General features: G+C 63.8%; 20 protein-coding genes. 4 read left to right on the forward strand and 16 right to left on the reverse strand.

Annotated elements, in window-relative coordinates; all coding sequences use genetic code 11:
- Positions 1 to 10: 10 nt before the first annotated feature.
- From FHW96_RS13500 to FHW96_RS13515, 4 genes are all read right to left on the reverse strand, one after another.
- Complete coding sequence (locus FHW96_RS13500) at positions 11 to 889, reverse strand: CoA ester lyase (RefSeq protein WP_253950948.1); 879 nt, start codon at positions 887 to 889, stop codon at positions 11 to 13.
- Between the two features lie 119 nt (positions 890 to 1,008).
- Positions 1,009 to 1,449, reverse strand: a complete 441-nt coding sequence (locus FHW96_RS13505) for a chemotaxis protein CheW (protein WP_172341109.1) — start codon at positions 1,447 to 1,449, stop codon at positions 1,009 to 1,011.
- Positions 1,450 to 1,540: 91 nt separating this feature from the next.
- Positions 1,541 to 2,071: a flavin reductase family protein gene (locus FHW96_RS13510; protein ID WP_253950949.1), complete on the reverse strand. Its 531-nt coding sequence runs from the start codon at positions 2,069 to 2,071 to the stop codon at positions 1,541 to 1,543.
- Positions 2,072 to 2,167: 96 nt separating this feature from the next.
- The gene (locus FHW96_RS13515; protein ID WP_172341110.1) at positions 2,168 to 4,465 is read right to left on the reverse strand and encodes an ATP-dependent helicase; all 2,298 of its coding nucleotides are present in this window, start codon (positions 4,463 to 4,465) and stop codon (positions 2,168 to 2,170) included.
- Positions 4,466 to 4,571: 106 nt separating this feature from the next.
- On the opposite strand from FHW96_RS13515, the gene FHW96_RS13520 reads away from it, so the two are divergent.
- Positions 4,572 to 5,849, forward strand: a complete 1,278-nt coding sequence (locus tag FHW96_RS13520) for an MFS transporter (RefSeq protein WP_172341111.1) — start codon at positions 4,572 to 4,574, stop codon at positions 5,847 to 5,849.
- Between the two features lie 223 nt (positions 5,850 to 6,072).
- Here the strand turns inward: FHW96_RS13520 and rsmD are convergent, their stop codons facing one another.
- A complete protein-coding gene (rsmD, locus tag FHW96_RS13525; protein ID WP_172341112.1) occupies positions 6,073 to 6,633 on the reverse strand; it encodes a 16S rRNA (guanine(966)-N(2))-methyltransferase RsmD in 561 nt (186 codons plus the stop codon).
- Positions 6,630 to 7,688 carry a pseudouridine synthase gene (locus FHW96_RS13530; RefSeq protein WP_253950950.1) on the reverse strand — a complete coding sequence of 353 codons (1,059 nt, stop codon included), beginning with the start codon at positions 7,686 to 7,688 and terminating at the stop codon, positions 6,630 to 6,632. Before FHW96_RS13530 ends, rsmD begins: the two co-directional genes overlap by 4 nt.
- Before the next feature lie 128 nt (positions 7,689 to 7,816).
- On the opposite strand from FHW96_RS13530, the gene FHW96_RS13535 reads away from it, so the two are divergent.
- Entirely contained in the window at positions 7,817 to 9,526 is a 1,710-nt protein-coding gene (locus tag FHW96_RS13535; protein ID WP_172341113.1) for an MFS transporter, read from the forward strand.
- Positions 9,527 to 9,738: 212 nt separating this feature from the next.
- Here FHW96_RS13535 and FHW96_RS13540 read toward each other — a convergent pair whose 3' ends face one another.
- The 5 genes from FHW96_RS13540 to trpB are packed head-to-tail and all read right to left on the reverse strand — an operon-like array spanning position 9,739 to position 14,147.
- Positions 9,739 to 11,055 (reverse strand): bifunctional folylpolyglutamate synthase/dihydrofolate synthase, encoded by a 1,317-nt coding sequence (locus FHW96_RS13540; RefSeq protein WP_172341114.1) that lies wholly within the window; start codon positions 11,053 to 11,055, stop codon positions 9,739 to 9,741.
- 23 nt (positions 11,056 to 11,078) lie between these two features.
- Positions 11,079 to 11,933, reverse strand: a complete 855-nt coding sequence (accD, locus tag FHW96_RS13545; RefSeq protein WP_172341115.1) for an acetyl-CoA carboxylase, carboxyltransferase subunit beta — start codon at positions 11,931 to 11,933, stop codon at positions 11,079 to 11,081.
- Positions 11,930 to 12,730, reverse strand: coding sequence for a tryptophan synthase subunit alpha (trpA, locus tag FHW96_RS13550; RefSeq protein ID WP_172341116.1), 801 nt, complete (start codon positions 12,728 to 12,730; stop codon positions 11,930 to 11,932). The genes accD and trpA overlap by 4 nt, the downstream gene beginning before the upstream one ends.
- A 2-nt stretch (positions 12,731 to 12,732) precedes the next feature.
- Positions 12,733 to 12,885: a hypothetical protein gene (locus tag FHW96_RS13555; RefSeq protein ID WP_172341117.1), complete on the reverse strand. Its 153-nt coding sequence runs from the start codon at positions 12,883 to 12,885 to the stop codon at positions 12,733 to 12,735.
- Positions 12,882 to 14,147, reverse strand: coding sequence for a tryptophan synthase subunit beta (gene trpB, locus FHW96_RS13560; protein WP_172341118.1), 1,266 nt, complete (start codon positions 14,145 to 14,147; stop codon positions 12,882 to 12,884). Before trpB ends, FHW96_RS13555 begins: the two co-directional genes overlap by 4 nt.
- A gap of 335 nt (positions 14,148 to 14,482) precedes the next feature.
- Here trpB and FHW96_RS13565 point away from each other — a divergent pair, with 335 nt between their 5' ends.
- Positions 14,483 to 14,956, forward strand: coding sequence for an outer membrane protein (locus FHW96_RS13565; RefSeq protein WP_172341119.1), 474 nt, complete (start codon positions 14,483 to 14,485; stop codon positions 14,954 to 14,956).
- Between the two features lie 164 nt (positions 14,957 to 15,120).
- Positions 15,121 to 15,588, forward strand: a complete 468-nt coding sequence (locus FHW96_RS13570; RefSeq protein ID WP_172341120.1) for a hypothetical protein — start codon at positions 15,121 to 15,123, stop codon at positions 15,586 to 15,588.
- 42 nt (positions 15,589 to 15,630) lie between these two features.
- On the opposite strand, the gene FHW96_RS13575 is transcribed toward FHW96_RS13570, so the two are convergent.
- From FHW96_RS13575 to purB, 5 genes are all read right to left on the reverse strand, one after another.
- Positions 15,631 to 16,275, reverse strand: a complete 645-nt coding sequence (locus tag FHW96_RS13575) for a phosphoribosylanthranilate isomerase (RefSeq protein ID WP_172341121.1) — start codon at positions 16,273 to 16,275, stop codon at positions 15,631 to 15,633.
- 4 nt (positions 16,276 to 16,279) lie between these two features.
- Positions 16,280 to 16,777 (reverse strand): GNAT family N-acetyltransferase, encoded by a 498-nt coding sequence (locus tag FHW96_RS13580; protein WP_172341122.1) that lies wholly within the window; start codon positions 16,775 to 16,777, stop codon positions 16,280 to 16,282.
- Between the two features lie 5 nt (positions 16,778 to 16,782).
- Positions 16,783 to 17,460, reverse strand: a complete 678-nt coding sequence (gene pyrF / locus FHW96_RS13585; RefSeq protein ID WP_172341123.1) for an orotidine-5'-phosphate decarboxylase — start codon at positions 17,458 to 17,460, stop codon at positions 16,783 to 16,785.
- Positions 17,461 to 17,469: 9 nt separating this feature from the next.
- Entirely contained in the window at positions 17,470 to 17,808 is a 339-nt protein-coding gene (locus FHW96_RS13590; RefSeq protein ID WP_172341124.1) for a lipopolysaccharide assembly protein LapA domain-containing protein, read from the reverse strand.
- A 73-nt stretch (positions 17,809 to 17,881) separates the two neighbouring features.
- The gene (gene purB / locus FHW96_RS13595; RefSeq protein WP_172341125.1) at positions 17,882 to 19,195 is read right to left on the reverse strand and encodes an adenylosuccinate lyase; all 1,314 of its coding nucleotides are present in this window, start codon (positions 19,193 to 19,195) and stop codon (positions 17,882 to 17,884) included.
- Positions 19,196 to 19,233 lie beyond the last annotated feature (38 nt).

Below are 19,233 nucleotides of genomic sequence, written 5' to 3' on the forward strand. Positions count from 1 at the left end.
AAGGAACCGTTTATCCCCGCGCTGCAATCCGCCGGCCCAGCGCCAGCAGGCCCTGCGCCTGATCTCGGTGGAGCAATTCCACCATCCGCCCGTCCAGCTTGATCGCCCCCTTGCCGGCATGTTCGGGCAGGGCAAAGGCCGCGATCACTCGCCCGGCCCATTCCAGTTCGGCGGGAGAGGGGCTGAACACTTCGTTGCAGGGCGCAATCTGGGCCGGATGGATCAGCGTCTTGCCGTCGAAACCGAACATCAACCCCTGCTCGGCCTCGGTACGGAAAATGTCCATATCCTTGAATTCATTGCAGACACCATCCAGAATTGAGAGACCGTGCGCCCGCGCAGCCGCTACGGCCAGCGACAGGAAGGGCTGCAGGAACGTGCGCGCAGCATCGGGCCTTGCGCGCAATTCCCGGGCCAGATCGTTGGGCCCGATCACCCAGAGCGCCAGCCGCGTCTGCCGTGTCAGCGAGGCAATGGCGTCGAGCCGTAGCACCGATCCGGCCGTTTCGATCATCGCCCACAGTTGCAGATCCGAAGGCGCATCGACCAGCGCCTCGTGATAGCGCAGCACATCCTGCGGGCTGGACACCTTGGGCACCAACAGCGCATCGGCGCCCGCGCGGGCCAGCGCTTCCAGATCATCGGCGCCCCATTCGGTGTCCAGCCCATTGACCCGCACCGCCACCTCGCGATGGCCAAATCCGCCGGTGTAGAGCGCCCGGACCGCCGCCTCGCGCGCAGCCTCCTTCTGCTCGGGCGCGACGGCATCCTCCAGATCGAGGATGATGACATCGGCATCCACCTCGCGCGCCTTGGCCAGCGCTTTGGGGTTGGAGGCGGGCATGAACAGCGCGCTGCGGCGGGGGCGGTCGAGGCGAAGGGCGGGCATGGATGATCCTCTGCTGGTTCGGCCATGGCTTGGGGGGGCGCCGCGACCTTGATAGGGCTGAACAGGCGCGATTTTGTTCACAACGTTCCGATGCGTCAAGCCAGCATTAGGTCGTGGTTCTATCCCTCGCCGCGCAACCATTCGCGCCCCACCAGTTGCGCCAGATTGAGCACCAGCAACATACGATTGCCCACCGGCGCCAGTCCGTCGATAAAGGATGTCATATCCTCCACCCCCAACGAGGGCGGCTGTTGCAGCGAGGCTTCGGCCAAGGTAACCAGATCGGATACTGTTTCGACGATCAGCCCCGCCATCAGCACGTCCATCTGCACCACGATAATCGCGTGGCGCTCGGTGGTCTGGGTAGTGCCCCAGCCCAGCCGCGCGCCCAGGTCGATGATCGGCAGGATCGTGCCGCGCAGATTGGCCATGCCCGCGATATAGGGCGGCGTGCCGGGCATCCGCGTGACCGGCGACCAGGCGCGGATTTCGCGGATCGCGGCAATATCCAGCCCGAACAATTGCCGCGACACTTCGAAAGTTATCAGTTCGCGCGTCATGCCACCCTTTCTCTTCCGCACCAGCCTTTGGCGCATCAGAGCGGCGTGGCGCAACGCCAGATAGGTTCAAATTGGCGCTGACGATTCCCGGTTACAGCGCGGCAAAACCGCCATAATTTCCGCGATGAAACAGCAGGGGATCGCCCTCGCGGCCAACATTCATCCGGCGCACGGCGCCCAGCACGAAATCATGATCGCCTGCGGGCAAAGTGGCGCTGATATCGGCCTCGATCGTGATCAGCGCGCCCGTCAGCAAAGGCAGGCCATCCTCCGAAAGCGCGTATTCCACCCCGGCAAATTTGTCACCGCGCCCGGCCAGTTGCCCGCAAAGCGCGGCCTGATCGCTGCCCAGCACATTGACCGCAAACTTGCCCGTGGCGGCAATCGCCTGCCAACTGGCCGAAGTGCTGGTCGGCAGAAAACCCACCAGCGGCGGATCAAGCGAAACCGAGGTAAACGTGCCCACCACCAGCACCAGCGGCGCGCCGTCCGTCCCAGTCGAGGTGATCGCGGCCACGCCGGTGGGATAATGGCCCAGCACGCGGCGATAGTCTGCCGGTTCGATGGCCGTGGCCGCTTGCGTCATGGTCTGTCCTGTCCCCACCGTGAAAGTCTGCGCCATGCCGTGCCAGAGCGCGCGCGATGCTGCAAGTGCGTGATGGGGCAGGGCCTCATGGGAATTACTTATAGACGCTCTTCGGATAGCCAATTGCGCAGATCATACGCGTTTTACGAAACTGTCCAGCACGCGTTTGAACCCGCCGCTGTCGAATTCGATCTCCAGCTTGTTGCCTTCCTGCGCTTTGACCGTGCCATTGCCGAATTTTTCGTGGAACACTTTGTCGCCGATGCGGATGTCGAGCCGGGGCGTGGCGGCGAAACTTGCCGCGCTGCGGGTGCTTTCGGCGATCTTGCGGGCGGGGGCAAAGGTGGTCTGGCTGGCGCGTTGCCAGCCGGGGCCGCGCGTTTCCATGCGCTGGGGCTTATTCTGAGCGACATGGGCAAAGGGGTCGTCCCGCTCGCTCCATTGCGCGCGCCAGAGCGAAGCCCCGCCGCTCATCGTGCTTTCGCTGTGAATATGGGCGGGGGGCAATTCGCCGATGAAACGGCTGGGCAGGGAGGAGGTCCACTGGCCATAGATGCGCCGGTTGGCCGCATGCAGAATCGTGCAATGGCGCCGCGCCCGCGTGATGGCCACATAGGCCAGACGCCGCTCCTCCTCCAGACTGGCAAGGCCCCCTTCGTCCAGAGAGCGCTGGCTGGGGAATACGCCTTCCTCCCATCCGGGTAGGAAGATATGATCAAATTCCAGACCCTTGGCTGCATGGATCGTCATGATAGTGACCTTTTCGGCGTCATTATTCGCCTCATTGTCCATGACCAGAGAGACATGCTCAAGGAAATCGCCCAGCGATTCGTAATCCTCCATCGCGCGGGCGAGTTCGGAAAGATTTTCCAGCCGCCCCGCGCTTTCCGCGCTGCGATCGGCCTGAAGCATGGCGGTATAGCCCGATTCGTCGAGCATCACGCGCGCCAGTTCGGCGGGCGTTGCCGCCTTGGCCAGCTCGCGCCAGCGCGCCATATCGCGCATCAGCGCCAGCAGCGTGTTGCGCGCCTTGGCCGGCAATTCATCCGTATCGGCCATGGCCAGCGCGGCAGCAGCCAGCGGCATACCATGTGCGCGGGCAAAACGGTGCAGCTTTTCCAGCGTCTTGTCGCCAAGGCCGCGCTTGGGCGTGTTATAGATCCGCTCGAACGCCAGATCGTCGGCGGGCTGGGTGATGATGCGCAGGTAAGCCAGCGCATCGCGGATTTCGGCGCGTTCATAGAACCGGAAGCCGCCAATGATGCGATAGGCAAGACCGATGGAAATAAACCGGTCTTCAAACTCGCGGGTCTGAAACTGCGCGCGCACCAGAATGGCGATCTTGTCGAGGGGCAGCCCCTCGCGCTCCAGCCTTTCGATTTCCTCGCCCACGCGCCGCGCTTCCTCGGGCGCGTCCCACACGCCGATCACGCGCACCTTGTCGCCGCCGGTCGCCTCGGTCCAGAGCTGCTTGCCCAAACGTTCGCTGTTTTCCTTGATGAGGCCGCTGGCCGCGCCAAGGATATGCGGGGTGGAGCGATAATTCTGCTCCAGCCGGATCACTTTCGCGCCGGGAAAATCCTTTTCAAAGCGCAGGATATTGGCAACTTCTGCGCCGCGCCACGAATAGATCGACTGATCATCGTCGCCCACCACGCAGATATTGTGCCGCCGCCCTTCAATCCCCTGTGCCAGCAGGCGAAGCCAGAGATACTGGACCGAGTTGGTGTCCTGATATTCGTCCACCATGATATATTTGAAACGGCGCTGATATTCTTCCAGCACATCGCGGTGGCGACGGAAAATATCCAGCATATGCAGCAGCAGATCGCCGAAATCGCAGGCGTTCACCGCTTTCAACCGTTCCTGATACAGCCGATAGAAATGCGCGCCCCGCCCATTGGCATAGGCTTCATTCTCCACCGCATCCAGATCGCCCGGACCAAAGCCCCGGTTCTTCCACCGGTCGATACACCCGGCCAAAGCCTTGGCGGGCCAACGCTTTTCATCCAGCCCTTCGGCCTGAATCAATTGCTTGAGCAGCCGCAACTGATCATCGGTGTCTATGATCGTGTAATTGCTCTGAAGCCCCGCCAATTCAGCATGGCGGCGCAGCATCTTGGCCGCAATCGCATGAAACGTGCCCAGCCACGGCATGCCCTCAACCGCAGGCCCGATCAGATGGCCCACACGCTCGCGCATTTCGCGCGCGGCCTTGTTCGTAAAGGTCACGCACAGGATTTCCGACGGCCAAGCCAGCCTTTGCGCAATGATCTGCGCCATACGCGCGGTCAGCGCTGCCGTCTTGCCCGTGCCGGCGCCCGCCAGCATCAGCACCGGCCCCTCGGTCGTCAGCACCGCTTCGCGCTGAGGCGGGTTCAGCTTGGCCAGCCAGGGGGCGTCATGAGCAGGGGTCTCGGGCATAGTCATCTGGAACGCCTAGAGAACATGAAGCCCCCGCGCAAGAGGGGCTTTTGGGCGGAAAACTGCATTTTGGGTTGACCTGAGGCCAATCCGCCATCAACCCGTTGCGCCCATGAGCCAGAACAATCCGCACCCCATCATTAAGAACGCCCGAATTCTGACCGCCGCCCTTGTGGGCACCTCGGTTGAATTCTACGATTTCTATATCTTTGCCACGGCCACCGCGCTGGTGTTCGGTCCGATGTTCTTTCCCGAGGCGGCGCCGGGGCGGCAATTGCTGCTGGCTTTCATGAGCCTTGGCATCGCCTTTGTCGCGCGGCCCGTTGGCGCCATCGCCTTTGGCCATTTCGGCGACAAGATCGGGCGCAAATCCACGCTGGTGGCCTCGCTGATCCTGATGGGCGGCTCGACGCTGGCGGTGGGCTTCCTGCCTTCCTATGCGCAGGCGGGGGTGCTGGCGCCGATCCTGCTGTGCGTCTGCCGCTTTGGTCAGGGTTTTGGCCTTGGCGGCGAATGGGGCGGGGCGGCGCTGCTGGCGGTGGAAAATGCCCCGCGCGGCTGGGAGGCACGTTTTGGCTGCGCGCCCCAGCTTGGCGCGCCGGTGGGCTTTCTGGCGGCCAATGGCCTGTTCCTGGTCCTCGGCCTTGTCATGCCCGAGGCCGATTTCAAGGCATGGGGCTGGCGCATTCCCTTCCTGCTCTCGGTCGTGCTTGTGGGCGTGGGCCTGTGGGTGCGGTTGAAAATCACCGAAACTGCCGCCTTTGCCGAGGCGCGCGCGCATGAAAAGCCGCCCGAAGTGCCTCTGGGCCTGCTGCTCTCGCAACACTGGAAGCCGTTGATCGCGGGTAGCGCGGGCGTCGTCTCCTGCTTCTCGCTGTTTTACCTTTGCACCGCCTTCGCGCTGGCGCAGGGCACCGGGCCGCTCCACTATCCGCGCACCGGCTTCATGGTCGCGCAACTGGCGGCCAATCTGATGCTGGCGGCCGGGATCGGTTTCGCCGCCGTCTGGTCCGACCGCTTCGGTTCAGGGCGCATTCTGGCATGGGGCGCATCGCTGGGCGCGGTGATCGGGGCGGTCTATTGGGCGGGCCTCTCCTCGGGCAGCCTCGTCATCGTCTTCATCACCCTCTCGGCCGCGCTCTTCGCCATGGGCATGGCTTATGGTCCGCTCTCTGGCTGGCTCTCGGGCCTCTTCCCGGTCGAAGTGCGCTATTCCGGGATCTCGATGGCCTTTAATGCGGGCGGAATCATTGGCGGCGCGTTGACGCCGGTTTTGGCGCAGGGACTGATCGAAAAGGGGCATGGCAACTGGATCGGGATTATCCCGGCGGTGGCGGGTGTGGTGACGTTGATCGGGATCGGGTGGACGCGGCGGTTGAAGGTGAAGTGAAGGTTTGCCTCCGGCGGGCAAAGGGCGGGGGCCCTTTGCAATCCCGTTAATGGGGTGGTGGGAGGTTTGAAGCGATTTGCTATAGCCCAAACAATTAAAGCCTGCGGCGCCATTTAACTGCGCCGCAGGCTTTAATTTTCCAACGTTGCGTGTCGGGAGCCTTCGCTGATGGCGCAGGCAACCTATATAGTAACGGGAGCGCGAGGGACGAGTCCCTCGCATCTTACCCTTCCTGCTTCTCTTCCATCCTGAACAAGGTAATCTTCGCCTTACCGACCTTCCGCTCGGCATCGACCGTAAACCCGCGCACCTGCGGGTTCTCGGTCGCGGCGGTTTCCAGCGCAACCCATGTACCTTCACCAATCCAGCCAAGGCGGCGCAGCTTGTCGATGGCCACCTGTCCCGCACCGGTGTTATAGGGCGGGTCGAGCAGCACGAGGTCGAGCGGCTCCTTGGTGGCGGTCAGGGCCATCACGCTGCCCGCGCGCACGTCGCAGCGGGTGTGGGCCTTCAGGTTGGCGATATTGGTGCGGATCGCGCGGATCGCGGGGGCGGCCTGTTCGGCAAACAGGCAATGCGCCGCGCCCCGGCTCAGCGCCTCAAGGCCGAGCGCGCCCGATCCTGCGAACAGATCGGCCACGCGCAACTCCTCAAACCCGCCAAGGCGGCTGTTGAGCATGGAAAACAGCGTCTCGCGTGTGCGGTCGGCGGTGGGGCGGGTGTCGTCACCTTCGGGCGCGGCCAGTTTACGGCCACGCCATTCGCCGGCAATGATACGGATCATTCCCCGCGCGCCTTGGCAAATTTCAGCCCCTTGCGGAAGCGTTCGACCTGCACCTGCGGGATCTGGATCGCCTGTCCGCGCGGCAGATCGAGCAGCTCAAACGGCCCGTATTTGGTGCGCATCAGACGGCTGACCTGAAGCCCAAGAGCCTCCAGCACACGGCGCACTTCGCGGTTCTTGCCCTCGCTCAGCGTCAGTTCGATCCACTGGTTGCGGCCCGTGCGGCGCTCCATATTGGCGTCAATCCGGCCATAGCGGATGCCGTCAACCTCGATCCCCTCCATCAGCTCTTCAAGCCGGTCCTGCGAGATGTCGCCAAAGGTGCGGGCGCGATAGGTGCGCGGGATGCCGCTGCTGGGCAATTCCATCGCGCGCTTGAGCTCTCCATCGTTGGTCAGCAGCAGCAGACCTTCGGTGTTAAGGTCGAGCCGTCCGATGGGCATCAGACGCGGCGTCCCTTCGGGCAGCGCGTTGCGCAGCGCGGTATAGATAGTTGGACGCCCTGCCGGGTCGCGCTCGGCGGTGATCAACCCGCTGGGCTTGTGGAACGCATAGAGGCGCGCGGCCTCGGGCGCTTTCACCGGATTGCCGTCGACCGTGATGCCCTTAAGGCTGGTCAGCAGCGTGGCGGGCGTGGTGATTGTGATATCGCCCATCTTCACCCGACCCGCCTCGATCAGGCGTTCCACCTCGCGGCGGCTTGCCACGCCCGCGCGGGCCAGCAGCTTGGCGATACGTTCGCCTTCGCCTTCCAGCTTGTTGATTGGTTCGGGCGCGGGGCGCGGGGGCCGGGGGATGCGCGGCGGATGGAGCTTGCCGGTGGACTGGGCATTGCCGCCCGCCCTCGATTTGTCGCCATAGGAAGGCTTGTCGCCATAGGAGGGTTTGCCGCCATACGAGGGCTTACCGCTCCGTTCGGCCTGCGGCTTGCCGCTGCGGTCAAATTGCGGTTTCCCGCGGGGGGCGGCGTCGGACGCGCGGCCATTGCGCGAGCCGGGGCCGCGCGAAGAAGGGCCACCTTTCGAGGGGCCACCGGGATTCTTGGTATAAGACATGGGGCCGCCTTACTCTTCTTCGGGCCACAGGTCAAAAGCGGGGGATGCGCGGCGATTTGCCCTTTCTTTTTATTCATCATACCGCCTAATCTCGTTGCTTCATTCCCGTTATTCAGGACCCACCCCGCATGGCCATCAGCGCCCAGAACAATACCCCGGCGGATGCGGAAAAGCCGCCCCGGCCCAAGGGGCTGGCGTTGCTGCGCGTGGCGCTTTCCACGCGCAAGGCCGGGTGTATGCTGGGCTTCGGCTTTTCCTCGGGCCTGCCTTTCGCGCTGCTGATCGGCACGCTTAACGCATGGCTGGGCGAGGTGGGGATCAAGCTGGCGACGATTGGCGTGCTGTCATGGATCGGCCTGTCCTATTCGTTCAAATTCCTCTGGGCGCCGCTGGTTGACCGGCTGAAACTGCCCGGTCTGGAGGCATTGGGGCGGCGGCGCAGCTGGATCATCCTGTGTCAGGCGGTCTTGGCCTGCGCGATTGCCGGGCTGGCCATCACCGATCCCACCCGCGCCATCGGCAGTTTCGCCATCATCGCCTTCATCGCCGCCTTTGCCAGCGCCACCCAGGACATCGCGCTGGACGCATGGCGAATCGAGAATGCGGACGAGGACACCAGCCTCGAATTGCTGACCGCGCTTTATCAGTTCGGCTATCGCACGGCCTCGATCGTGGGCGGGGCGCTGGCGCTGATGCTGGCGGCACGTGTTTCCTGGCCGCAGGTGTTCGGCGCGATGGCGGGGCTGATGGCGGTGATGACGTTGGTGACTTTGCGCGCGCCCGATACCGAGCGCACGATCACCGCGCGCCTGCACGCCGATCTGGGCCAGCCGGGTGAACTGGCGCCGGGCGTGCGGGCCGTGCTGCTCTTTATTGTGCTGGCCAGCTGGGTCTGGGCGATTGCCACGATTGCCCATTTTATGATCGCCATGCTGGCCCCAGTGGCGCCAGGGGGCAAATTGCCCTCGGTGGCCGAATTTACGAAAACGCAGGGGCCGTGGATCGTGGCCGCCACCGTGTTCGTGCCGCTGATCGTGGCCAGCGTGGCGAACCACATGAAGGCCCGCGCGCTGGGCGTGCTGGCGGCGGAGGATCACGCCCATGGCCTCTCGCGCACCATCGCCAACCATATCTATGCCGCGCTGGTCACGCCTCTGGCCGAACTGGCGGGGCGGCTGCGGGCGGGTGTGCTGGTGGTGCTCGGCTTCATCCTGACCTATGCGTTCTGCTACAATATCTGGTCCAGCTTCGCTTTTCCCTTCTATCTGGACTATCTGCATTACACCAAGGATCAGGTGGCCTTCGCTTCCAAAATCTTCGGCATTATCATGACGATGTTCGGCATTTCGCTGGGCGGATACCTCTTCCTGAGGATCGGGCGTTTCCCCACCGTTCTGCTGGGTGCGATGCTGCCGCCGCTGGGCAATCTGCTCTATGCCGATCTTGCCGATGGCGGCCATGTGATCGACGCCTTTGCCCATGCCATCGCGCTCGATCGCCTCGGCGCAGCTCTGGGGGCGGACGCGCGGATGCTCCGCCTGCTGCTGGCCATCGTCTATGAAAACATCGCCACCGGCCTGGCGGGCACCGCCTTCGTCGCCTATGTCTCCAGCGTGGTGTCCAAGCGCTATACCGCGATCCAATATGCGCTGCTCTCCTCGCTGACGTTTTTGGTGGGTACACTGGGGCGCGGCGTGGCGGGCGAGGCTTTCGACACCTATGGCTATGGCCCCGTGTTTCGCACCACCGCGCTGGCGGGCGTGGTCAGTGTGTCGTTTGTGTTGATGGAATGGGTACGGGTGAGCCGGGCGGAGGCTCGGGCGGTTAAGAAGTCATAGTTCGCCTTCGTCGGCCAAAGGGCGGGGGCCCTTTGCAATCCCATTTTTGGGGTGGTGGGAGGTTTGCGGCCTTGCATTATAATAATTAAAGCGCTGCAGCGCAGTTAGAAGGCGCCGCAGGCTTTACTATTTCAACACCGCGCAGACAGTAACGGGATTGCAAAGGGACAAGTCCCTTTGCCCGCCGGAGGCATTTTAAACCCCTCGAACCCTCAATCCGGAAACTCCAAATTCCGCCGCAACACATCCCCGGCCAGATACAGCGACCCGGCAATCAACACATCGCCCTGTGCCGGCAACGCCCGCAACGCCTGCTCCACATCCACAAACGGACGGGCGGGCAGGGCGGTGAAGGGCGCAAAATCCTCAGGCCGATGCGCATCATGGCCAGGCGCGGGGACGACCGAGAGCGAGAGCAGCTTGCCCGCCAGCGGGGCGATGATCGCGCTGGGGTCTTTATTGGCCAACATGCCGGTGATGAGGTGAAACGGCGGCGCATCGGCAAAGTGGCGCGCGATGGCCAGGCCCGCATCGGGATTGTGTCCGCCGTCCAGCCACACCGCGCGGCCCCCGACCAGCGCCGTCAACGGGCCATCGCCAAGGCGCTGCAACCGTGCGGGCCAGCGTGCGGCGCGAATGCCTGCGGCCATGGCTTCGGAGCTGACCACCACCGCCGTTTGATGCCGGATCAGCGCCACAGCCAGCGCGGCATTTTCCGCCTGATGCCGCCCGGCAAGCTGCGGCAGGGGCAGCGACAGTTCGCCGCGCGCATCGCGATATTCAATCGTCTCGCCAATATCGGCAAACCAGTCGCGCCCGCGCCGAATCCATGGCGCACCCGCTGTTGCGGTCAGCGCCGCGATTTGCTCCTCGGCCAGCGCGGGATAGTCCAGCGTAACCATCGGCGCACCGGGGCGCACGATTCCGCCCTTTTCCCAAGCGATGCGGGCCAGAGGAACCTCCGGCGCGCCTTCCTCCGGGCGCAGCAGAAAGCCTTCGTGGTCGATGCCCAGCGTGGCAATGCCGGTGACGGCGGGGTTGGGGATGACATTGGTGGCGTCCAGCCGCCCGCCAAGCCCGACCTCGATCACGCAGGCGTCAGCCGGAATGCGCGAAAAGGCGAGGAAAATCGCGGCGGTCGTTACCTCGAAAAAGCTCGGCCCCAGATCTTCGCCCGCATCATTGGCGTCCAGCACTTCGGCCAGCAGGTCCGCCAGCAGATCATCCTCGATCAGCCGCCCGGCCAGCCGGATACGTTCATTATAGCGCACCAGATGCGGCTTGGTGGCGCTGTGCACCACCAGTCCCTGTGCCTCCAGCATCATGCGCAGGTAGGTGCAGGTGCTGCCCTTGCCATTGGTGCCCGCAACATGGAAGACCGAGGGCAGGCGCCGTTCCGGATTGCCCAGCCGCGCCAGCAGGCCCTCGATGATTTCCAGCCCCAGCCGCCCCTGCGGCACGGAAAGCTGCTCCAGACGAGCCAGTTGCGCGGCCACGCCGGGGTGGTCCGAGATGGCAAAATCCTTCACCGAATCACCCCGTTCGTCGCGTGTCAGGCCGCCTTGGCGGGGCTGAGATAGGAGAGCACCTGCGCCAGTTTCTCACGTAGCGCGTGACGGTGGACGACCATATCGACCATGCCATGCTCATGCAGATATTCCGCGCGCTGAAACCCTTCGGGCAGCTTTTCGCGGATTGTGTCCTGAATCACACGCTGTCCGGCAAAGCCGATCAGGCAGCCCGGCTCGGCAATCTGCACATCGCCCAGCATGGCGTAGGAGGCCGTCACGCCGCCTGTCGTCGGATCGGTAAGCACGACGATATAGGGCAGGCCCGCATTGTTGAGCCGGCGCACCGCAACCGTGGTCTTGGGCATCTGCATCAGCGAGAGGATACCCTCCTGCATCCGCGCGCCGCCCGCCGCCGTGCAGATCACATAGGCGCATTTTTCCTTGAGCGCCCGCTGTGCCCCGGCCACGAAAGCCGCGCCCACAGCCATGCCCATCGAGCCGCCCATGAAGCCGAAGTCCTGAACCCCCAGCACGACCTTGTTGCCCTCGATCTTGCCAAGGGCATTGGTCAGCGCATCGGGATGCGGATTGGCGGCGCGGGCGGCCTTCATGCGGTCCGGATACTTTTTCGTATCGCGGAATTTCAGCGGGTCGTCCTTGACCTTGGGCGTGGGCAGCACGGAAAAGCCGGGATCGAGCAGATGCGCGAAACGCGCGTCGGTGCCGATGCGGCCATGATGATCACAGCGCGGACAGACCGAGAGATTCGCCTCATATTCCTGAGCGAACAGCATCTCGTTGCAGTTCTTGCACTTGATCCACAGGTTGTCGGGCGTATCGTCCTTCTTCGCGGTGAGCGAGGAAAGCGAGTTGCGAACTTTGTTAAGCCAGCTCATACCAGCGCCTTAGCGTTATGGACGGCATCTGCCAAGGCGGCGGTCAATTCGCGCACCGGCCCTGCCGCATCGGCGCCATGCTGGGCCACCAGATCGACCAACGCGCTGCCCACCACCACGCCTTCGGCATGGGCGGCAAAGGCGGCGGCCTGCTCTGGCGTGCGCACGCCAAAGCCCACCGCGATCGGCAGATCGGTGCCCGACTTGATGCGCGCCACGGCTTCCTTGATCGAATCCACGGCAGCCTGCTGCTTGCCCGTCACGCCCGCGACCGAGACGTAATAAAGGAAGCCCGACGAACCATCGACCACGGCGGGAAGGCGCGCAGTGTCGGTCGTGGGCGTGGCAAGGCGGATGAAGCTGATGCCATGGGCGCGCAGGGCGGGGCCGATTTCGGGGTCTTCCTCGCTGGGAATATCGACGCAGATGATGCCATCGACGCCCGCATCGGCGCATTGCGCGGCAAACCACTCGCTGCCCCGCGCCACCATCGGATTGGCATAGCCCATCAGCACCAGCGGCGTTTCGGGATGCCGCGCGCGGAAATCCTTGGCGATGCGGAAAATGTCGGCGGTGCGCGTGCCCGCAGCCAGGCTGCGCAGATTGGCGGCCTGAATGGCGGGCCCATCGGCCATAGGATCGGTAAAGGGCATGCCCAGTTCGATCACATCCGCCCCGCCCGCGACCAGCGCATCAAGGATGGCAGGCGTGGCATCAGGCGTGGGATCGCCCCCGGTGATGAAGGTGACAAGGGCGGGACGGCCTTTTGCGAAGGCAGCGGAGAGGCGTTGGGTCATTCTCAATTCCATTCGATCAGGCGCGAGGCCCCAATGGCAAGACCGATCATCAGCGCGGTCTGGCTAACCGTGTTATGCAGCGAAAAGTCGATACCTGCGCAAACCGCCATGGCCACAATCGCGGACGTGGCGGCCTGGCGCAGGTTCAATCTCACAATTTCACGCCCAGCTTTTCGGCCACGGTGAAAATGTCCTTGTCGCCGCGACCCGAGACATTGACGATGATGATCTGGTCCTTGCCCATCTTGGGCGCCACTTCGGGTAGCGCGGCAAGGGCGTGGGCCGATTCGAGCGCAGGGATGATCCCTTCAAGCTGACAGCACAGCTGGAAGGCTTCCATCGCCTGATCGTCGGTGATGGGCAGATATTTGGCGCGGCCGATGTCATGCAACCAGCTATGCTCAGGCCCGATGCCGGGATAGTCCAGACCCGCGCTGATCGAGTGGGCCTCGGTGATCTGGCCGTCCTCGTCCTGCAGCAGATAGGTCTTGTTGCCATGCAGGATGCCCGGCTTGCCTCCGGTCAGCGATGCGGCATGTTCCTTGTCCAGCCCATGGCCGCCCGCCTCGACGCCGAGCATCTGCACATCGGTGTCGTCAAGGAAGGGGTGGAACAGGCCGATGGCGTTCGATCCGCCGCCCACCGCCGCGATCAGCAGGTCGGGCAGGCGTCCGGTGCGTTCGAGCAATTGCGCACGCGCCTCCTTGCCGATCACGCTTTGGAAATCGCGCACCAACTCGGGATAGGGGTGCGGACCCGCCGCCGTGCCGATGATATAGAACGTGTCATGCACATGGGCGACCCAGTGGCGCAGCGCTTCGTTCATCGCATCTTTCAGCGTGGCCGCCCCGCTGGTAACGGGGATCACCTCCGCGCCCAGCAGCTTCATGCGGAACACGTTGGGCTGTTGACGCGCCACGTCGGTCGCACCCATAAAGATCGTGCAGGGCAGGCCAAAACGCGCGCAGACGGTGGCAGTCGCCACGCCATGCTGGCCGGCGCCCGTTTCGGCGATGATCTTGGTCTTGCCCATGCGGATGGCCAGCAGGATCTGACCGATGCAATTGTTGATCTTGTGCGCGCCGGTGTGGTTCAGTTCTTCGCGCTTGAACCAGACCTGCGCACCATTCTCCGGCTTGCCCTGCGCTGCTGCTGCTGCGCGGAAATGTTCCGTCATGCGCGGCGCGTAATAGAGCGGGCTGGGGCGGCCCACAAAATGCTTCATCAGATCGTCGAATTCTTCCTTGAACGCAGGATCAGCCTTGGCGGCCTTATACTCGCGCTCCAGATCGAGGATCAGCGGCATCAGGGTTTCAGCCACATAGCGCCCGCCGAACTGGCCGAAATGGCCGCGTTCATCAGGTTGCGTGCGCAATGAATTAGGCAGGGGCGAATTGGGGATGGTGGCGGTGTTCATAGTGGAAAAACGCCTGCCACGCCGAGCCCTCCAAGTCCAGTCCCGCCAAAAGGGCAATTGCATGGATGGCCCCCCGCCTAAAGGCATGGATGTATCATCGGCAAGGCAGGGTGCCCCAATGGCGATACATTTCGCGACAAATGCGGCGCGGGGGTGCCTCAATGCCGGATTTCTGCGGCGAATAACCATACTGGCATAGTTTTATGAACGAAATCTGACATTTGCCTGACTTTCCTGTTCACTTGGACGTCAGGCGCAGGGGTCCAGACGGGATGCAGGCGCCGATCAACGATGAAATTCTTTGGCGCCCAGGGATAACAAACGGAGTAACGATTATGCGTCTGGTTCTTTTCTCGCTCGCCGCGTCGCTGGCTGTTGCCGCGCCTGCCATGGCCCAGGGCGAAACCAATGGCATGGGGGCCCGTTTTGACGTTCACACCGGCGCCGCATGGAATGATGGCCGTTCGATCCAGGGCACCGTCGGCGCCACGCTGGGCTACGACATTGCCACGGGCGGCAACACTTTCGTCGGCCTCGAAGAATCGGTCGACAAGGTGCTGACCAGCCAGGACAAGGCTCGTTTCAGCACGACCGCCCGCCTTGGTGTCAAGGCTACCCCCAATGACAAGGTCTATGGCCTTGCCGGCTACACCTATGGCGCCGGTCCGAACGGTGCGCATATCGGTGCGGGCGTCGAACACAGCCTTGGCCAGCAGTATTTCACCAAGGTGGAATACCGTCACACCTTCAACGAAGACAATGCCCGTGACAGCAATGCTGCGCTGGTCGGCGTGGGTATGCGCTTCTGATCCAGCCCTGACGGGTTACGTATAAAGAGCGGGCGGTCTGCATCATGCGGGCCGCCCGTTTTTTGCGGCAGGCGGGGGCGTTTGCGGTTTATACCGGCTTGCTCTGGACAAGGACGGGGACCATCCTGCAAGGCCGATGGCTTTGATAAACAGGAAACAATACTATGCCTCGTCTCACACTTCCCATCATGGCCGCGATGGCCCTTTGCCTGGCCTCGGGCGCGGCGCAGGCCGGCGAAATCCGGATAGAAGGGCGCGGCGGAGTCAGTTGGCAGGGCAATGGCTCGACCAAGGGCACGGCGGGCGCGGCCATCGGCTATGACACGGCGGTCAGCGCGCTGGGCAACGGGGTCTTTGCGGGCATCGAGGAATCGGTGGACCGCTCGGCCGGGGGCAGCGGGACGCGCTGGGCCACTTCGGCGCGGCTGGGGATCAAGGTGCTCTCGCTGGGCGCGCTCTATGGCATCACGGGCTATCACTATGGCTCGGGGCCCAACGCCACCTCGATCGGCGCCGGTTATCAGCAAGGGCTGGGGCCGGTCTATGGCAAGGTCGAATATCGCCATTATATCAACGAGGGCGCATGGCGTCCGGGCGATACGGTGACGCTGGGCTTTGGCGTGAAGTTCTGATGAAACGAGGGCGGCGGGATTATCCTGCCGCCCGCACGGCGATTATCCTGCCGCTCGCACGGCCTTGCAAAAGGCGGCGATCCGGGCCGCGTCCTTGACGCCGGGTGCGCTTTCGACGCCGGAGGAGACATCGACGAAATCGGCCCCCGTGGCATGGATGGCCTCGCCCACATTGCGCGGATCAAGACCGCCCGCCAGAATCCACGGGATGGAATGGCGATAGCCGGCCATCAGCGACCAGTCGATTCGCAAGCCTGTTCCGCCGGGAAGATCGGCCCCCTCGGGCGGCTTGGCGTCGAACAGGATGCGTGCCACGCCTTGATAATCGCGCGCTGCGTCCAGATCGGCGCTCTTGCGCACGCCAATCGCCTTCCACACCGGCAGGCTTTGCGCGGCCATCACCTGCGCCACGCGGGCGGGGCTTTCCTTGCCGTGAAGCTGGATCACATCGAGGTGGACATTCTGGCGGATCTGGCCAAGGAAATCACCCTCGGGATCGACGAAAAGGCCGACGATCTTGGCGCGCCCCGCCGCATGATGCGCCAGCGCGGCGGCCTGTTCGATGCCGACATTGCGCGGGCTCTTGGCGAAAAACACCAGCCCGATGTGATCCGCGCCCGCGCCGATGGCCGCGTCCAGACTGGCGCGATCCGAAATGCCGCAGATCTTGATCCCGATGCGCGCCATGGTTTTACGCCAGCGGCTTGGCCAGCACCACCATCGTCAGATGGTCGAACCGGGGCAGCGGAAAGGGGCGGATCTCGCCGGTTTGCGCATAGCCGCGCCGTTCGTAATAGGCGATCAGTTCGGTCCGGGGGGCCACAACGGTCATTTCCATGATGGTCGCGCCAAAATCGCGCCGGGCCTGCTCCTCGGCCGCCGCGATCAGGCTGCGGCCCATGCCGCCCGCCTGCAAGGCAGGATCGACGCAGAGCATCCCCATATAGGCAATCCCGTCCGCGCGCCGCGTGACCGTTACCGTGCCGATCAGCGCGCCGTCGCGGTGCATCACCAGCACGCGATTGTCCACATCGTCCAGAGCCTGCGCCAGTTCGGCCTGCGATGTGCGCTGCCCTTCCAGCAGGTCGGCCTCATGCGTCCAGCCCCCGCGCGCCGAATCGCCGCGATAGGCGCTTTCCACCAGCGCATGGAGCGCGGACAGGTCGTCATGCAGAGCCAGACGGACCATGGGTTTTACAGCGTGCCTTCGATGGCGCGCGCGGCGGCCACCGGGTCTTCGGCGCGCGTGATCGGGCGACCGATGACCAGCACGCTGGCTCCGGCATCGCGTGCGGCGCGCGGCGTGACCGAACGCTTCTGATCGCCCAGAACGCCATCGGCCGGGCGCAGGCCGGGCACGACAAAGAAGCCATCCTTCCACTGGCGACGGATATCGCCCACCTCATGGCCCGAACACACGATGCCGTCCACGCCCGCGCCATGCGCCAGCTCGGCCAGACGCAGCGCCTGATCGCTGGCACGATGGGCATAGCCGATGGCGCCCATGTCATCATCGTCAAGGCTGGTCAGCACGGTCACGGCCACCACCTTGGTATGCTCGCCCGCGGCCGCCTTGGCGTCCTCCAGCATCGCCCGCCCGCCCGAGGCATGGACCGTGACGATGGTCGGTTGCAGCACATGGATCGCCTGCATCGCACCCGCCACCGTATTGGGAATATCGTGCAGCTTCAGGTCGAGAAAGATCGGCAGGCCCACCTTGGCCAATTCATGCACGCCGTGGTGGCCATGGGCGCAGAAGAATTCCAGCCCCAACTTGATCCCGCCCACATGATCCTTGATCCGCCGCGCCAGCGCTTCGGCGGCGTCAAGGCGGGGCAGGTCGAGGGCGACATAGATCGGATTATGGTTCATCTTTGCGTCTCAATTCTTCTCGGCAGCGGCGTCGAGCTGGGTTGCGGTGGCGATCGGAGGCGTGGGGGTGGCGGCGCGCAGCGTGTTTTCAAGCCCCGCGATGCGGCGGTTCAACCGCCAGATCTTCGCCTTGGCCAAAAGCCACACCGGCACCATGCCCGCCACAAAAGCGGCCAGCGCAATCAGCCCCACCGGCCAATCAACATGCAGATAGCTATTTTCCAGCGGCCACAAATTGATCGAAGTCTTTTGCCAGTTGATCGCCAAAAAAGACGAGATCAACACCGCCGCCAGGATCCAGAGTGCCGTCCGTAAGATCTGCAAGGTCATCCCCTCCTGCGCGGCCATTCATGAACAAGCATGCTAGGCCGTAATGATGCGGATGAAAAGGGGCGCCTATCTAAGGCGCCCCCTGATCGTTTCAGGCGCCGAACACGCGATCAAAGATCGTGTCGACAGCCTTGAAGTGATAGTCGAGGTTGAACTTGTCCTCGAGCTGCTGCGGGGTGAGGGCAGCGGCCACTTCGGGGTCGGCCTTGAGCAGTTCGAGCAGCGAAAGCTGGCCGTCCGATTCCCACACCTTCATCGCATTGCGCTGCACCAGACGGTAGGAAGCATCGCGCTCCAGACCGGCCTGTGTCAGGGCCAGCAGCACGCGCTGCGAATGGACCAGACCACCCATGCGGTCGAGGTTCTTCTGCATGCGCTCAGGGTAAATCACCAGCTTGTCGACTACGCCGGTCAGACGGGCGAGGGCAAAGTCGAGCGTGATCGTGGCGTCCGGGCCGATGTAGCGTTCGACCGAGGAGTGCGAAATGTCGCGCTCATGCCAGAGCGCCACGTTTTCCAGCGCGGGCGTAACCGCCGAACGCACCACGCGGGCCAGACCCGTCAGGTTTTCGGTCAGCACCGGGTTGCGCTTGTGCGGCATCGCGCTCGAACCCTTCTGGCCGGGCGAGAAATATTCTTCCGCTTCGAGAACTTCGGTGCGCTGAAGGTGGCGGATTTCCACGGCGAGGCGTTCGATGGAGCTGGCGATGACGCCCAGCGTTGCAAAAAACATCGCATGGCGGTCGCGCGGGATGACCTGCGTGGAGACCGGCTCGACCGACAGGCCCATCTGTTCGGCCACATAGACTTCGACGCTGGGGTCGATGTTGGCGAAAGTGCCGACCGCGCCCGAAATCGCGCAGGTGGCGATGTCTTCACGCGCAGCAACCAGACGCGCACGGTTGCGGGTGAATTCGGCATAGGCCTCGGCCAGCTTCTTGCCGAAGGTGGTCGGTTCGGCGTGGATGCCGTGGCTGCGCCCGATGGTGGGGGTGTATTTGTGTTCAAACGCGCGGCGCTTGATCGCGGCCAGCAGCGCGTCGATGTCCTCGATCAGGATGTCGGCGGCCTTGGCCAGCTGCACCGAAAGCGTGGTGTCCAGCACGTCCGAGGAGGTCATGCCCTGATGCATGAAGCGCGCCTCGGGGCCGACCTGTTCGGCAACCCAGTCGAGGAAGGCGATCACGTCATGCTTGAGGATGGCTTCCTTGGCGTCGATGGCGGCAACGTCGATCACCGGATTGGTCGCCCACCAGTCCCACAGCGCCTTGGGGCCGCTTGCGGGCACAACGCCCAGCTCGCCCAGCTTTTGCGTGGCATGGGCTTCGATCTCGAACCAGATCTTGTAACGGGCTTCGGGCTCCCAGATCGCGGTCATCGCGGGGCGGGCGTAACGGGGTACCATATGTGTCTCCGGCGCAGATTCTCTTGCTCGCGCCGCTA

Source organism: Novosphingobium sp. SG751A (assembly GCF_013149295.1).
Classification (GTDB): Bacteria; Pseudomonadota; Alphaproteobacteria; order Sphingomonadales; family Sphingomonadaceae; genus Novosphingobium.

Excerpts from the sequence above, each read along its gene's own strand:
- FHW96_RS13500 (WP_253950948.1), bottom strand. The coding sequence starts at position 889 with ATGCCCGCCCTTCGCCTCGACCGCCCCCGCCGCAGCGCGCTGTTCATG.
- FHW96_RS13505 (WP_172341109.1), bottom strand. The coding sequence starts at position 1,449 with ATGACGCGCGAACTGATAACTTTCGAAGTGTCGCGGCAATTGTTCGGG.
- FHW96_RS13510 (WP_253950949.1), bottom strand. The coding sequence starts at position 2,071 with ATGGCGCAGACTTTCACGGTGGGGACAGGACAGACCATGACGCAAGCG.
- FHW96_RS13515 (WP_172341110.1), bottom strand. The coding sequence starts at position 4,465 with ATGACTATGCCCGAGACCCCTGCTCATGACGCCCCCTGGCTGGCCAAG.
- FHW96_RS13520 (WP_172341111.1), top strand. The coding sequence starts at position 4,572 with ATGAGCCAGAACAATCCGCACCCCATCATTAAGAACGCCCGAATTCTG.
- rsmD (WP_172341112.1), bottom strand. The coding sequence starts at position 6,633 with ATGATCCGTATCATTGCCGGCGAATGGCGTGGCCGTAAACTGGCCGCG.
- FHW96_RS13530 (WP_253950950.1), bottom strand. The coding sequence starts at position 7,688 with ATGTCTTATACCAAGAATCCCGGTGGCCCCTCGAAAGGTGGCCCTTCT.
- FHW96_RS13535 (WP_172341113.1), top strand. The coding sequence starts at position 7,817 with ATGGCCATCAGCGCCCAGAACAATACCCCGGCGGATGCGGAAAAGCCG.
- accD (WP_172341115.1), bottom strand. The coding sequence starts at position 11,933 with ATGAGCTGGCTTAACAAAGTTCGCAACTCGCTTTCCTCGCTCACCGCG.
- trpA (WP_172341116.1), bottom strand. The coding sequence starts at position 12,730 with ATGACCCAACGCCTCTCCGCTGCCTTCGCAAAAGGCCGTCCCGCCCTT.
- trpB (WP_172341118.1), bottom strand. The coding sequence starts at position 14,147 with ATGAACACCGCCACCATCCCCAATTCGCCCCTGCCTAATTCATTGCGC.
- FHW96_RS13565 (WP_172341119.1), top strand. The coding sequence starts at position 14,483 with ATGCGTCTGGTTCTTTTCTCGCTCGCCGCGTCGCTGGCTGTTGCCGCG.
- FHW96_RS13570 (WP_172341120.1), top strand. The coding sequence starts at position 15,121 with ATGCCTCGTCTCACACTTCCCATCATGGCCGCGATGGCCCTTTGCCTG.
- FHW96_RS13575 (WP_172341121.1), bottom strand. The coding sequence starts at position 16,275 with ATGGCGCGCATCGGGATCAAGATCTGCGGCATTTCGGATCGCGCCAGT.
- FHW96_RS13580 (WP_172341122.1), bottom strand. The coding sequence starts at position 16,777 with ATGGTCCGTCTGGCTCTGCATGACGACCTGTCCGCGCTCCATGCGCTG.
- pyrF (WP_172341123.1), bottom strand. The coding sequence starts at position 17,460 with ATGAACCATAATCCGATCTATGTCGCCCTCGACCTGCCCCGCCTTGAC.
- FHW96_RS13590 (WP_172341124.1), bottom strand. The coding sequence starts at position 17,808 with ATGGCCGCGCAGGAGGGGATGACCTTGCAGATCTTACGGACGGCACTC.
- purB (WP_172341125.1), bottom strand. The coding sequence starts at position 19,195 with ATGGTACCCCGTTACGCCCGCCCCGCGATGACCGCGATCTGGGAGCCC.